This window comes from Sphingobium sp. B2 (genome assembly GCF_007693735.1).
GTDB lineage: Bacteria > Pseudomonadota > Alphaproteobacteria > Sphingomonadales > Sphingomonadaceae > Sphingobium > Sphingobium xenophagum.
In genome coordinates, this window is sequence record NZ_VDBZ01000003.1 from 345,865 (window position 1) to 359,211 (window position 13,347).

Here is a 13,347-nt window from a genome sequence, read left to right on the forward strand (position 1 = left end):
ATCCGCGAAACTGTGGCAGGGTGCTCCAAACAGGAGGAGGATCTTTATGCCCATTGCCACCACCCATGTGGGCAGCCTGCCGCGTGGTGACGCACTGACCCCGCTGCTGCTGGCCCGCGACAAGGGGGAGCCCTATGACGCTGCAGCGTTCGACACATTGGTGCAAGCCGCCGTTTGCGAAGCCGTGACCGCCCAGATCGAGGCGGGAGTATCGATCGTGAGCGATGGCGAATTGGGCAAGGTTGGCTATTCCACCTACATGATCGAGCGATTGTCGGGTTTTGGCGGTCATACCGACCGCAGGCCTGCCGCCGACCTCGCGCCCTTGCCGGAACTGCGGCAGAAGCTGGCCGCAATCATGGGCAGTCAGGATTTTACCCGCGCGTCCTGCATCGGGCCGGTGCGCAAGGTGACGCTGGAACCGCTGCATGACGATATTCGCCGGTTCAAGGCCGCGCTGGCGCCCCATGGGGATGGCGTGCGGGCGTTCATGAACGCAGCCTCGCCGGGACTGATCACTGCCTTCCAGGTCAATCGCCATTATCCAAGCCACGAAGCCTATCTGGCTGATCTGGCCGACGCGATGCGGGAGGAATATGAGACGATCGTCGCGGCAGGCTTCGACCTGCAACTCGATTGCCCCGACCTGGCGATGTCGCGGCACACTGGCTATCAGGACGCCAGTGAAGAGGAATTTCTGAAAATTGCAGCGGCCAATGTCGAGGCGCTCAACGCCGCCACCGCAAATATTCCGCCGGAACGGATGCGGATGCATATTTGCTGGGGCAATTATGAAGGACCGCATGACCACGACATTGCGCTGGAGAAGGTGATCGACATCATCCTTGCCGCCCGCCCGGCGACCATCCTGTTCGAAGGCGCTAATCCCTGCCACGAACATGAATGGACGGTGTGGCGCGATGCGACCATTCCCGATCACAAGATATTGGCGCCGGGCCTGATCGACACCTGTTCCAATTATGTCGAGCATCCCGAACTGATCGCCCAGCGGATCGAGCGCTTTGCGCGGATTGTCGGCAAGGATCGGGTGATCGGCAGCACCGATTGCGGGTTCGGAACATTTGCAGGCTATGGCAAGATCGACCCGGCGGTGACATGGAAGAAATTGCGGTCGCTGCGCGCGGGCGCGGATCTGGCGGACGCACGGCTGTGACGGCGGATGAACGACGCGGCATCGAGGCGGATTGCGCGCGGCTGATCGCCCTCTATGCCAATTTGAACGATGCCGCCGATTGGCAGGGCGTGGTGGACCTTTACGCGCCGGACGGACGGATGGCGCGGCCAACGGCACCTGACGACTGGGTGGAGGGGCGCGACGCCATTCTGGCAGCGTTCCTTGCCCGCCCGGCGCGAGTGACGCGGCACATTTGTTCCAATGTCGTGATCGACGTGCTGAGCGCAACCGAGGCAGTGGGGGAAAGCGCGATGCTGTTGTTCACGGGCGATAGCGCGCCTAAGGTCGGGTCGTTTCACGACCGCTTCGTCCTGGACGCAGCGGGATGGCGCTTTGCCGAGCGGCAGGGTAGCCTGACTTTCCAGGGGAGCTAACTGCCCATGAATGGCACCACGCCATCTACTGTCAAATCGGCGATGCGGACGATCGACATCATAGAATATGTCGTCGCGCGGCCGGCAGGCGTGGTGGCGCAGGAGATTGCGGCGGGCCTTACCATTCCAGTCAGCAGCCTGTCCTATCTGCTCGCAACGCTGGTAGAGCGACAGTATCTGGCGCGGGTCGGGCGGCGCTACCTGCCCGGCCCGGCATTGGCCCGGCTGGCGTCACCGCGCATGGCCCTGTCACTGGCTGACAGGGTACGCCCGCTGGTCAAATCGCTACGGTCACAGACCAACGAGACCGCGTCTTTCTTTGTGCGGGACGGCTGGCAGTTGGAAGCCATCGTCACGGAAACGGCGGAACAGTCGCTGCGCTATTCGATCAGCGTGGGGACGCGGATTCCCATGCACAGCCTGGCGGCGGGCAAGGCATTGCTGGCCATGCTGTCGGACGATGAAATCGACGCCTATTTCACGCAAGTACAGCTGGAGCCGTTCACGCCCCACAGCGTAACCGATGAGAAGGCCTTGCGGACAGAATTGGCCGCGATCCGCATGACGGGCATTGGCCGTACGCGGGAGGAATATACGCCGGGCATTTGCGGCCTTGGCATGGCGGCATTGGTCGATGGCATGGCGGTCGGCGCCTTTGCGGTCGCCATCCCCCTGCCTCGTTTTACCGCAGAGCTCGAAGCGCGTGCGGTCCAAAAACTGGAACAGACGGTCAGGCTTTTCGCGGCCGCGGAGACGCCAGCGCAGTGAGGGAAAAGTCGCCGCCCGGCTGTAGATGAAATATACCGCCAATACGGCGAACACATCCGTTGCCGCGAGCGCATCAATGGCAATTTCGCGGTCGGGAATGACGCTGTAACCATAGAGCACGCCCTGTCGATCTGTGGCGAGCGTAACGGCGCGATAGGCATCGCCCTCGCTTATGACGGCAAGTCCCCCGGCGGACGGCAATATGTCTGGATCAACTATAAGCACGGCGTTGGCAGGCATTCCTGGCCCCAGCGTTGGACGGCACAGGCGCAATCCAAATGCGCGCGGCCCTGCGCCCGCGGGTGCTTCGACCTCATGATTGGTCAGGACGGGCGCCAGAAGTCCGTCCGGCAAAGGCGAGCCCATGACTGGCAACCGGGGCCGAGGCGCAGGCACTTCTCCGCCCGTCGGCTGCGACTGCGGCTGGACTGTCGATCGCGGCGCAGGCGCGATCAGCGCGTGCCGCAATTCATCGATCCGGGAGATCGTCTTTTGCTCACGATCAGCGCGGCCTGGCACGCGCGCCACCCAGTCGGACAGCAAGCCCTGCCCATGGACCGTCACCAGATGCTTGCCAAGGGCCATCACATCAGCGACGCCGATGACGCGACAAATCCCGTCGAGCGTTGCAGCGTTCCAGCGCGCGATCGGTTTGATGGCATTTTCGATGCGGGAGACCATGACCGGAGGAAGGCCAAAATCTTCCTCCAACTGATGCAGTGACAGGGGGCGATCCATTTGCCGTGTGCGACGGAACAGTGCGGCGAGCAGAATAGCCTGTTCTTCTTCCCGCCAGTCAGTCCGGGTCGCGGGACCGCGGCGCTCTGACCATGAGGCGATATCGAAACCGGGATCGCGAACGTCGATCAACAAAGCCAGCGGATCGGCATTCAGGCGCTGGCTGATAAGGCGCAATTCGTCGGCTTTGGCGAAAACTTCCCCCCGTTCGATCTTCGACAGGCGGATATAGGGGATTTCGGGAATATGTTCGGCCAGCAACAGCAGCGACTCATAGCCCGCCTGCCGCCGCATATCGCGAAGATTGTTTGGAAACAGAATAGTCCGATAGGGATCGACCGGCACGGACATGTCGACGTCGGTCACCAGCCGCAATGACGATTTCGCACCGCCCTTACGTCGCTTTACCGGCGTTGCCGTTTTTCCGTCCGTCACGTCTGGCCTCCTGTTCGCGCCCTGATACCGCCATTGCGAGGCGATCTCAATGCGCAGGAGATGTAGTGGATATGATTAATGAAAGATTGCTGTCTTTTCCGGTGCAAGCAATCGGGAAAGCGGCGTGTTGCGTCCGAGCAGCGAACAGACGCGGATTTCGCCCCGGGCCGCATATAGGAACCAGTCCTTGTCCATCACTGATGGGCTGTCCGGACTGAAATAAATATCCTGACCGTCGGTCAAGACACCCAGGCTTTCGGGCGCGGCGTAGTTCGGCCAGACTTGTCCCAACGTGTCGAGCAGTTCCGCGCCGTAGCGATGAACCATCTGGATCACCGGTTGCAGACCTTTATTCGAACTGTCGAGTTCAGACTGTCGGCCATGGTGGCAGATCAGGTCGCATATTTGCCCAACCTCGTCACGCTCCAGCAGCAGCATGGCTTTCTGCTCCTGTTGCAGGAGAAGCGCTGACGCCACCATCAGGCGCTCCGCGGCGGGGCGAATTGCCGGGCCTAGTCCAGCCTGGCGGGGGGTGATGACGATCCGGTCGAGATGAGACATCAACGTCAAAACTCCTGTCATCCCCATATTATAGGATGATTTGGAGAGAGGTGGATCAATGCGCCTTCATACCCCTGTTTTCGACGGCCGCGAACGCTGCGGGTCGGACAGCATCCGGCAGATCGGCGGAGAGGACGGATGCCTTGACCCGCACCATGTGGTTATGGCGATCGGCGGCCGAGGGCAGGATGGAGCGGCGTACTGACTTGTCCGATCCGACCTGATGTTCGCCCTTTACTGCGATGTCAGCCAGGACGCGCGCCGCGCGGCGCGTAATCTGGCGAACGCGCTCACGCGTCAGATCCTGTGACAATGCATCCATCTGCTCATCTGAACCAAGCAGGTGGCAGGCGATGATGTCGCGATCGCGCACAATGCGCTGTTCAAGGCGTTCAAGTTCGACGGGGTCGACACTGACGCCGCGCCCAATGCCAGCACGCTGGCGGGTGCGCTTGAGTTGCGCCACACCGACCGAACGCAAATGGTCGACATAGGCATCGAGCAGAGCGCGCGCCGTTTCCTGTGCCATGTAGCTGGCCGCACCGGATTCGGTCGACGGCAGCGCATCTTCGTCCAAAATCGTGAATTCGACCGGCGCATCGTCGCTGTCGATGCGATGTTCCAGTGCCTGTAGCGAAACGGTGGTAGCTGCAACCTTCTTTGCCGATGGCCGCTGGTCGGTCATCAGACGAAAGCGGAGCGCCTGCAACTCGCCGCGGATCTGCCAGTTGACGAAGGTGGTGAAGCGGGCCTTTTCCGGCTCATACATTTCAATCGCGCGGTGCACGGCGATCGCGCACACCTGTTCTGCGTCGTCCCAATGGGCGGCAAGGCCATATTGCCGAATGAAATGCCGTATCCGCGGTGCGATGAGCGTCAGGATGCGGGCGAAGGCCCGATCCACCGAAGCCCGCTGACGCGCCGTTGCACGGACGCCGTCGGCGGGCCTGTTTTCGATGACCGTGGCAACGGCCGCTTCCAACTGATCGGTGGTCTTGCTCATCACTTGTCCCCAAAAATGGCCGAGGCGTCCTTCGCTTCGGTGGAGCCATCTTAGGGGAGAAGATGTTAAAGGATGATTGATCATCCTTTACGTATAAATACTATCCTATATTATGCGGCGCGAAGATCGCGCAGGAAATTGTCCATCTCTTCCGACAGGGAGTTTGCCTGGTGCGAGACGCCCTGCGCCGATTCCAGTACGCTGCTGGCAGCGGCGCCCGCGAGATCGGCAATGCTCGACACCGTGACGATGTTGGTTGACACCTCATTTGCGGCAATGGCGGTCTGCTGCACATTCTGGCTGATGTCGCTCGTGGCGATGTCCTGTTCGCGCACCGCATTGGAGAGATTTCCGCTAATGCGTGAAAGTTCGTCGATCGTCGTTGTAATGCGGCCAATGGCATCGACCGCTTCGCGGCTGGCGCGCTGCACCTGACTGATCTGCTGGCCGATCTGGTCGGTTGCGCGTCCGGTCTGGTTGGCGAGTTCCTTAACCTCTTTGGCCACGACCTCGAACGCCTTGCCGGCGGCCCCTGCACGTGCGGCTTCGACCGATGCGTTGAGGGCGAGCATGTTGGTCTTGTTGGCGATCTGGCTGATCAGTCCGATGACCGTGCCGATTTCTTCCGCCCCCTGGGCCAGCGTGCGGACGATGTCGTCCGTCCGGCGAGCGGTATTAACCGCATCCTGGGAATTCTGGGCCGATTCTTCGACTTGGCTGCGGATCTGCCCGATGGAGGCCCGCAGTTGCTCAGCCGAGGAGGATACGGTCTGGATGCTGGCGCTCGCCTGTTCCGATGCCGCAGCAACAGCCATGGCCCGTTGGTTGGTGTCTCCGGCGGTATCGCTCATGGAATGTGCGGCTTGCTCAAGCGCCTGGGACGCGCCTGAAAGATCGCTGACCAGGGCGGCGACCCTTTCCTCGAACCGTGCGACCAGCCCCTCGATCTTCAGGTCATAGCTACGCTTATTCTCCTCGATATAGACCGAGACGGCCAGTTCGGAATCAAGCATCACTGCCTTTGTCACCGCAGAGATCAGGCGCGCGGCGCGGGTGCCGCTCGAAAAGCCACGACCGACATGATGGCCGGCCAAGGCACACAGATGGCCCAGGATGAAGGAATAGCCACCCATATACCAGCGCGGGTCCAGTCCGATCCGGCTATGCATCAAGCCAATCGCCTTGACCGACGCGAAATAATCATCGTCGAAGCGACCCGAAAACAGTCGCAGCCAGTGCCGCGATTGTGCGCCGGACGCCCGGCTGATTTGCGCACTGCCGGAAAAAAGAGCGGCCGTTTCGGGAAAATTTGCCACTTGCGCGTAGAATTTTTCGAGGATCGTCGGCAATTCCTTTTCCAATGCGGGTATGAATTCCCGCATCAGGCGGCGGTCGGTCTCGTCTAAATTGATGAAAGCCACGCGCTCCATCAAATTCGCACTTGTCGTCATATCCTGATCCTTGGGTGATGAGGCTCAATCATATTATAGGATGGTTTTTGCCATACTGATCGATCATGCACTTTGCTTGTCACGCCCGGTGGCAAGGCGCAGATTGCGGTCGATATGCGTTTGCAGCCATCGCGCATGGGCCGCAGTTGCATCGCCGCTTTGCGCGATCCTGCGGCCCGCTTCTGCCATGCCGACCTGGGCATTGAGCAGCAGACGGGAACGCCCTTCGCTCAACTGTCCCTTCATGAAGCGGATGGCATCGCCCGGTCCCATATAATGGGCCATATAGGCGATGCGGCCGATGTCCTTGGCCGAACTGCCTGCGCGGACACCAGCCGCCTTCATCCGATCGATATTGCTGCGCGAATAGTCCGCGATCGTCTGGATCGACGCCTCCGCATCATAACGCATGGCCAGAACCGCAGCGCGGGAGGCAGGGCGCACCTTGCCACTCGCAGCAAGATAGCCTTGCTTGCGCGCCTGCATATTGAGCCAGGTGCCGCGCTTTTCCGCCATATCCACCCATGTCCCGCTAAGAAACTGACCAAGCCCGGCGGCGCTGGATCGCGGATTGCGCGAAAAGCTGTTCCACGCTCCACCCTTCAACTTTCCCGCTTCGGCATTGATGATCGACGCCAGCGCCGTGGCAGGCAGCGATGTCCGCTCCGCTGCCTGCGTTATGGCGGCACGATGACGCTCATTTGGCCCCAGATTGGGCAAGGTGGCAGTATCCGGCGTCGACGCAGGGACTACAGGGCTGGCTAAAGCAGTGCTGGCTGCGCGGTCCGCTGCGCCCGTTTCCTGAACGAGAGTGGCGATCAGTTCCTGCAAGCCTGTTGACGCCTGCGGCGACCGGGCAGCCTTGTCGGTCGTCGGCGCTTCGCCGATCGCGGCCTGCCAGAGGCGATTGCTCATGTCGGCCTGTGCATTAGTCCAGATGACACGCGCCTTCGCCTGATTGGTCAGGCCGATCAACGAAGGCATTTGCACGGCGCTGTTCATGCCCATCGATCATCAATCCTTCGCTCGTCACGCCGATCCTGCAGCTGCCCGTTTCGGGCGCGATACCGGCTGATGGCGAAATCATCTGCGCCCGCCTGCTCCGCGCGCGAAATGACGCCGCGCATCTCGTCGCGATACCCCTCGGCCACCTGCTCCGCTGCGCGCAAGCGGCCATAGGCCTGGGCCGCATTGTCACGCAGTTCGCCAAGCGCGGTTTCGACCAACCGTCGCTGGTGGCTCAATCGGGCACGTTCGGCCAGCTTGCGCCGGGCAAAGGCATGGACGCTGAGCGCCCATTCGGTGGCAGCGAAGCGGTATTGATCGGCGATTTCATCGTCGATGCGCGATTCCTGCACCATCAAGTGCGACTGCTGGCTGGCATGATCGGCAATCCGGCGCTTCAGATCGTCTACTTCGCGCTTCTGGATGCGCACGACAGGATCGACGGGCGTTTTCATGCCGCTTCCTCATCTGTCACGCCCAGAATCGCGGCCAGAGCGGCAAAGTCGTAATGACCACCGCCCTGATCCTGCTTGCCTTGCTTGAGAAGCTCTTCAATCTGGGGAGCAAGGCGCATGGCTTCGTCGACCTCTGCGTTGGCGCCAGCCTTGTACGCCCCCAACCGGGCCATCTCCTCCATATCGCCATAGGTCGACAGGATCGCACGAGCCTTCAGCCGCAGGGCGTTTTCGCGCGCGGTCTGGGCGGCGGGCAAAGTGCGCGACACGGATTTGAGGATATCGATCGCCGGATAGCGGCCGCGCTCGGCGATACGGCGGGTGATGACGACATGGCCGTCCAATATGCCACGCACCGCGTCGGCGACCGGCTCGTTATGATCGTCGCCATCGACCAGAACGGTGAACAGGCCGGTGATCGACCCAACCCCCTGAGCGCCTGGCCCGGCGCGTTCCAGCAGGCGCGGCAGTTCAGCAAATACCGTGGGCGTATAGCCTTTGGTTGCGGGCGGTTCGCCGTTCGCGAGGCCGATTTCGCGCTGCGCCATGGCGAAGCGGGTGACGGAATCCATCAGGCAAAGGACATTCAGGCCCATGTCCCGAAAATATTCGGCCACCGCCATGGTCGTCCAGGCCGCCTGCCGTCGCATGAGCGCTGGCGCATCGGAGGTGGCGACGACGACGACGCTGCGCGCGAGTCCGGCGGCGCCAAGATCATCTTCGACAAATTCCTGCACTTCGCGGCCACGTTCGCCGATCAGGCCGATGACTGCGACATCGCACGCAGTCCACCGCGCGAGCATCGAGAGCAATACCGATTTGCCCACGCCCGACCCGGCGAAGAGACCAAGGCGCTGTCCCTGGCACAGCGGCACGAACATATCGAGCGCGCGCACGCCAGTGTCGATCCGTGCGCCGACGCGTCCCCGCTCACTGGCTGCGGGCGGATCGGCTTTCAACAATCGCGGCTCCGCACCCGGCATCATGGGGCCCAGGCCGTCGACCGGGCGACCCAGACCATCGATCATGCGACCGAGCCATGCCTGACTGGGCCGGATCGAAACCTGATCCGACAGCAGATCGACCCGCGCCCCGGCTGACAGGCCGTGTGGATCGCTGAATGGCAGGCAGTGGGCGACATTGCGATCGAGGCCAGTGACTTCCGCTTCCACCATGCCTTCAGCGGTGCGGACGGCAACCCGCGCACCGATATTGGCCGCCCCCAGAAACCCCTCAACCTCGATCAGGCTGCCGCGGACCGCGACGACGCGACCATGATGATGATCGACGGGAATGGCGGCGATGGCGCGCGCAGCGGAGGACAGGCTGTACATTGGGGGGCTTCAGGCAGCGACCGTTTGCACGTCAGATGCCGCAAGGATGGCGGCTTCATAGTCCATCAGCGACCGGCATATCGCCAGAGCGCGATAGAAATCCTGTGCGCCGACATGGCGGGCAAAGGTCATGCACCAGCCCTTGGCTTCGGGCGATTCCAGCGCCGCCAGCAAATCTGCCAGCAATGTCAGTATGTCATCCTGATAATTGGCTCGGCGCTTTGGATCGAGATAGGCCATCATGCAGGCGAAATAGAGACGGCGCGCGGGGGTGTCCGCCTCGTCAGCCGCCATTACGTCGCGCCCGCGCAGAACCGCCGCATCATTTTCCAGATATAGCTCGGTCCGTGCCGCCGCCCGCAGGACAGCGCCATTCAGCACCAGCTTTTCGCCCTTCTTCAAACTGATCTTCAACATGGTCCATCCGCCTCTTCATGGCTTTTCAGAATTATAGGATGAGATCGGCAAGAGATGCCGACGAGGCGGAAAATTTTGCCGATTTTGGCGCAGTCGACAATCTTCCTATGATTAATCGAGACGCGCACCCAGCGCGGCAGCCCTTGTGCAGGAGTTTCGAGACGGTGAGCCTTTATTCCGCTCTTTATGCCGGTGTGTCCGGCCTGAACGCCCAGTCCGCCGCCATGGCGACGGTCGCCGACAATATCACGAATATCAACACGGTCGGTTACAAGGGAACGGACACGCAATTCAGCACATTGATCAATGACGGCGGCGCAGCGTCCGCCTATTCAGCGGGCGGCACCAACGCCGTGACGCGGGCATTGATTTCCAAGCAGGGCGTGCTTCAGGCGGCTGCCAGTTCAACCGACCTTGGCATCGACGGCAACGGATTTTTCGTGACGCGGGCCAATAGCCCGACCAGCGAAGAAATCGCCTTCACCCGCGCCGGCGCGTTCAGCCCCGACCAGAATGGCTATCTGCGTAACAGCGGCGGCTATTATCTGATGGGCTGGCCGATGGACGGGGCGGGCAACTATGCCAATAATGGCAGCATGTCGGCGCTGGAGCCCGTGCGTGTCAGCGACCTGACCGGCACCGCGCTTCCCACCAGCAAGATCACGCTGCGCGCCAACCTGCAATCGACCACCCCGGTATTTTCGGGCGCCTATGCCGCCGGGGCAATGGCCAGCGGAACAGCGACACCCGATTTTTCCCGCGCGATCGAAGTCTATGACGCGCAAGGCGGTTCCCATACGCTGAACCTGGCGATGGTCAAGGCCGCGGCGAACCAGTGGGCCGCAGAGATTTACGCCGTCCCGGCAACGGACGTCGCCGCGGCAGACGGCCTGATGGCCAGCGGCACAATCGCCTTCAACGCCGACGGCAGCCTGGACGTCGCCAATTCCTCCCCTGCCCTGTTCGGATCCCTCACCCCGGCATGGACCAACGGCGCGGGTGCGCAGGCCATTTCGCTCGGCCTCGGCAGCGACGGCAAGATTGACGGCCTGACCCAGTTCGGCAGCGCGTCGGCGCTGATCGCTTCGACCGTGGACGGGGGCCAGCTCGGCAACATCTCCTCGATCGACGTCTCCAAATCCGGCGTGGTCAGCGCGATCTTCGATGATGGTACGACCCGCAAGGTGTTCCAGCTGCCGCTGGCGACCTTCGCCGATCCCGACGCCCTCGAACGCCTGCCCGGCAATGGTTTCGCCGTCTCCAGCGAATCCGGCGGCGCTACGCTCAATCCCCCCGGATCGCTCAGCGCGGGAATGATCGCCAGCAACATGCTGGAAGCGTCGAACGCCGATCTGGGGTCGGAATTTTCGAACATGATCCGGTTCCAGCGCGCCTACAGCGCATCGTCCAAGATCATCACGACCGTCGACGACATGCTTCAGGAAGTCAGCAACCTGAAGCGTTGATCGATCCGGCCCTATTCTTCTGGATGGAAGTCCAAGCATCATGTCCCTGAACGATATATTAGGCACCGCTACGTCCGGCCTTGCAGCAGCCCAGGCGGGGTTGCGGACGGTGTCCAACAATATCGCCAATGTCGGCACGGCCGGTTATGCGCGCGAGCGGGTCAACCTGTCGGCCAGCGTGGTGCAGGGGCGCGTTACCGGCGTCAGCGTCGGTGAGCCCACGCGGATCGCCGACCGTTTCCTGGAAGAAACCGTTTTTCGCCGGGCGGGCGACCAAGGACAGGCCGCCGTCGAGGAAAGCTATTTGTCGCGCCTGCAGAGCCTGCTTGGTCAGCCAGGCGCGTCAACCGGCATGAGCGCGCGGCTGGATGCAGTCATGGCGGCCGCGACCGAAATGACCGGCGTGCGCAACGGGCATCAGACGGTGGCTGTCTTTACCGGCGAAGTGCAGTCGATGATCGACACATTGCGTCAACTCGACAGCGATGCCCAGGGCATCACCAGCGACGTGTCGGTAGAGATCGGTGAAAGCGTCGATCGCGTCAACAGCCTGCTGACGCAGATCGACGATCTGAACGGCACCGTGGCGCGGCTTCAGGGGCTGGGGCGCAGTTCGGCAGGTGTGGCCGACGAACGCAACAAGGCGATCGAGGAGCTGGGCGGCCTTATCAAGGTCAATGTCCGCAGCCAGCCGGATGGACGCGTCCAGATAGAGACGGCAACCGGCATATCGCTGCTCGACAACCGGTTGCGCCAGCTATCCTACACGCCGGGCGGCAATGACGGCATATCCCAACCCACCGCGTCCCCGATCATGGTGCATTTTGCGGGCAGTGACGCAGTATCGGGCGCCGCCACAGGCCAGCGGATCGACACGGCAGCGACAGGCGGCAAGCTGGGCGGGCTGATCGCCCTGCGCGACGAACAACTGCCCGCTTTTTCTGAAAAACTGGCAACCCTGTTTCGTGGCTTTGCGGAAACCGTCAATCGCGCGACCAACGCCAGCACCACCGTCCCTGCACCCCAGAGCATGACCGGAAGGCCAAGCGGGCTGACGAGCAGCGATCGCATGGGCTTTACCGGATCGACCATTTTTGCGGTCACTGATGCAACGGGCGTGCTGGTGGCAAGCAGCACCGTCAATTTCGATGCGCTGGGCGCAGATGCAACCGTGGGCGACATGCTGTCCGCCATCAATGCGGGCCTTGGCGGCGCGGCAACCGCCAGTCTGGACGCCAGCGGCACATTGACCCTGTCGGCGACGGACAGGAAGAATGGCGTCGTCGTTGCGCAGGGCACACCGCCCGGCGAACGCACGGGAGCGGGTTTTTCCCATTATTTCGGCCTGAACGACCTGATCCGCAGCGATGCCGGCCCTCTGGTGCCCAGCGGCTTTACGACCAGCGATCTCCATGGTTTCGGAACTGGCGAAAGCGCCAACATCGAACTGCGCAACGCCACCGGCAAAGTCGTCGCTTCGCATGTCCTGACGGGCGCGACCGGCGCGACGATGGGCGACCTTGTCGCAGAGCTGAATGGGAGCGATCTTGGCAATTTCGGATCCTTCGCGCTGGATGACAAGGGCCGCTTCCAGTTTACCGCGAAGGCCGCGTCAAGTGGCGCGCAGGTGGCGATCACATCGGATTCCACCAACCGGGCAGGCACCGGCATATCCTTCAGCGCCTTGTCCGGCCTGTCGAGCGCAACATCGCTGTTGCAGACGGCGTCGCTACGCCCCGACATGGCGAATGATCCCGCCCGCTTTCCTGTCGCGACCTTCCAGTCCGGCGCGAGCGTCGGGCAGAAAGCGTTGGGAGCAGGCGACGTCAGCGGTGCGACGCAGCTTGTCACCATCCTGTCAAAGTCAGCCGATTTCGGGGCTGCGGGCATGGCGACGCTCAACGGCTTCGCCGCCACGCTGGTCAGCAAGACAGGACTGGAGGCAGCCCATGCCGCGACCCGCCTGACCGACGCCAGCGCGCGGATGACCGACGCCGTCAATCGGCGCGATAATTTTTCGGGCGTCAATCTGGACGAGGAATTGTCCCAGATGGTGATCCTGCAAAACAGCTATTCGGCATCGGCCCGCGTCGTTTCCGTCGCGAGCCAGATGTACGAAACCCTGCTCAACATGATTTGACGGAA

13 protein-coding genes are annotated in these 13,347 nt (G+C 62.1%); 6 read left to right on the forward strand and 7 right to left on the reverse strand.

Annotation, left to right across the window (positions count from 1 at the left end; translation table 11 throughout):
• Nucleotides 1-46: 46 nt before the first annotated feature.
• The 4 genes from FE851_RS19985 (at nucleotide 47) to FE851_RS20000 (ending at nucleotide 3,060) form a co-directional block, all read left to right on the forward strand.
• A complete protein-coding gene (locus FE851_RS19985) occupies nucleotides 47-1,174 on the forward strand; it encodes a cobalamin-independent methionine synthase II family protein (RefSeq protein WP_107125368.1) in 1,128 nt (375 codons plus the stop codon).
• The gene (locus FE851_RS19990; RefSeq protein WP_261371098.1) at nucleotides 1,171-1,569 is read left to right on the forward strand and encodes a nuclear transport factor 2 family protein; all 399 of its coding nucleotides are present in this window, start codon (nucleotides 1,171-1,173) and stop codon (nucleotides 1,567-1,569) included. Before FE851_RS19985 ends, FE851_RS19990 begins: the two co-directional genes overlap by 4 nt.
• 6 nt (nucleotides 1,570-1,575) lie before the next feature.
• On the forward strand, nucleotides 1,576-2,337 hold the full coding sequence (locus tag FE851_RS19995) for an IclR family transcriptional regulator (RefSeq protein WP_145206408.1): 762 nt from the start codon (nucleotides 1,576-1,578) through the stop codon (nucleotides 2,335-2,337).
• A 459-nt stretch (nucleotides 2,338-2,796) separates the two neighbouring features.
• Nucleotides 2,797-3,060: a hypothetical protein gene (locus FE851_RS20000; RefSeq protein ID WP_145206411.1), complete on the forward strand. Its 264-nt coding sequence runs from the start codon at nucleotides 2,797-2,799 to the stop codon at nucleotides 3,058-3,060.
• A gap of 525 nt (nucleotides 3,061-3,585) precedes the next feature.
• Here FE851_RS20000 and FE851_RS20005 read toward each other — a convergent pair.
• The 7 genes from FE851_RS20005 to FE851_RS20035 form a co-directional block, all read right to left on the reverse strand.
• Entirely contained in the window at nucleotides 3,586-4,071 is a 486-nt protein-coding gene (locus FE851_RS20005; RefSeq protein WP_145206414.1) for a hypothetical protein, read from the reverse strand.
• A gap of 55 nt (nucleotides 4,072-4,126) precedes the next feature.
• Entirely contained in the window at nucleotides 4,127-5,074 is a 948-nt protein-coding gene (locus FE851_RS20010; protein ID WP_145206416.1) for a sigma-70 family RNA polymerase sigma factor, read from the reverse strand.
• A 110-nt stretch (nucleotides 5,075-5,184) separates the two neighbouring features.
• Nucleotides 5,185-6,525, reverse strand: a complete 1,341-nt coding sequence (locus FE851_RS20015) for a globin-coupled sensor protein (protein ID WP_145206419.1) — start codon at nucleotides 6,523-6,525, stop codon at nucleotides 5,185-5,187.
• Nucleotides 6,526-6,588: 63 nt separating this feature from the next.
• Nucleotides 6,589-7,527, reverse strand: a complete 939-nt coding sequence (locus FE851_RS20020) for a peptidoglycan-binding protein (RefSeq protein ID WP_261371099.1) — start codon at nucleotides 7,525-7,527, stop codon at nucleotides 6,589-6,591.
• Nucleotides 7,524-7,985: a hypothetical protein gene (locus tag FE851_RS20025; protein WP_145206422.1), complete on the reverse strand. Its 462-nt coding sequence runs from the start codon at nucleotides 7,983-7,985 to the stop codon at nucleotides 7,524-7,526. The genes FE851_RS20020 and FE851_RS20025 overlap by 4 nt, the downstream gene beginning before the upstream one ends.
• Nucleotides 7,982-9,319: a flagellar protein export ATPase FliI gene (fliI, locus tag FE851_RS20030; RefSeq protein ID WP_145206424.1), complete on the reverse strand. Its 1,338-nt coding sequence runs from the start codon at nucleotides 9,317-9,319 to the stop codon at nucleotides 7,982-7,984. The genes FE851_RS20025 and fliI overlap by 4 nt, the downstream gene beginning before the upstream one ends.
• Before the next feature lie 9 nt (nucleotides 9,320-9,328).
• The gene (locus tag FE851_RS20035) at nucleotides 9,329-9,736 is read right to left on the reverse strand and encodes a flagellar biosynthesis repressor FlbT (RefSeq protein WP_145206427.1); all 408 of its coding nucleotides are present in this window, start codon (nucleotides 9,734-9,736) and stop codon (nucleotides 9,329-9,331) included.
• 164 nt (nucleotides 9,737-9,900) lie between these two features.
• On the opposite strand from FE851_RS20035, the gene FE851_RS20040 reads away from it, so the two are divergent.
• The gene (locus FE851_RS20040; protein ID WP_186378936.1) at nucleotides 9,901-11,202 is read left to right on the forward strand and encodes a flagellar hook protein FlgE; all 1,302 of its coding nucleotides are present in this window, start codon (nucleotides 9,901-9,903) and stop codon (nucleotides 11,200-11,202) included.
• A gap of 40 nt (nucleotides 11,203-11,242) precedes the next feature.
• Nucleotides 11,243-13,342, forward strand: a complete 2,100-nt coding sequence (locus FE851_RS20045; protein WP_145206430.1) for a flagellar hook-associated protein FlgK — start codon at nucleotides 11,243-11,245, stop codon at nucleotides 13,340-13,342.
• Nucleotides 13,343-13,347: the final 5 nt, after the last annotated feature.

What these genes read in the sequence shown, in the direction of transcription:
- FE851_RS20045 (WP_145206430.1), top strand. Translation starts at nt 11,243, where the DNA reads ATGTCCCTGAACGATATATTAGGCACCGCTACGTCCGGCCTTGCAGCA.
- FE851_RS20025 (WP_145206422.1), bottom strand. Translation starts at nt 7,985, where the DNA reads ATGAAAACGCCCGTCGATCCTGTCGTGCGCATCCAGAAGCGCGAAGTA.
- FE851_RS19985 (WP_107125368.1), top strand. Translation starts at nt 47, where the DNA reads ATGCCCATTGCCACCACCCATGTGGGCAGCCTGCCGCGTGGTGACGCA.
- FE851_RS20005 (WP_145206414.1), bottom strand. Translation starts at nt 4,071, where the DNA reads ATGTCTCATCTCGACCGGATCGTCATCACCCCCCGCCAGGCTGGACTA.
- FE851_RS20035 (WP_145206427.1), bottom strand. Translation starts at nt 9,736, where the DNA reads ATGTTGAAGATCAGTTTGAAGAAGGGCGAAAAGCTGGTGCTGAATGGC.
- FE851_RS20015 (WP_145206419.1), bottom strand. Translation starts at nt 6,525, where the DNA reads ATGACGACAAGTGCGAATTTGATGGAGCGCGTGGCTTTCATCAATTTA.
- fliI (WP_145206424.1), bottom strand. Translation starts at nt 9,319, where the DNA reads ATGTACAGCCTGTCCTCCGCTGCGCGCGCCATCGCCGCCATTCCCGTC.
- FE851_RS20010 (WP_145206416.1), bottom strand. Translation starts at nt 5,074, where the DNA reads ATGAGCAAGACCACCGATCAGTTGGAAGCGGCCGTTGCCACGGTCATC.
- FE851_RS20020 (WP_261371099.1), bottom strand. Translation starts at nt 7,527, where the DNA reads ATGAACAGCGCCGTGCAAATGCCTTCGTTGATCGGCCTGACCAATCAG.
- FE851_RS19995 (WP_145206408.1), top strand. Translation starts at nt 1,576, where the DNA reads ATGAATGGCACCACGCCATCTACTGTCAAATCGGCGATGCGGACGATC.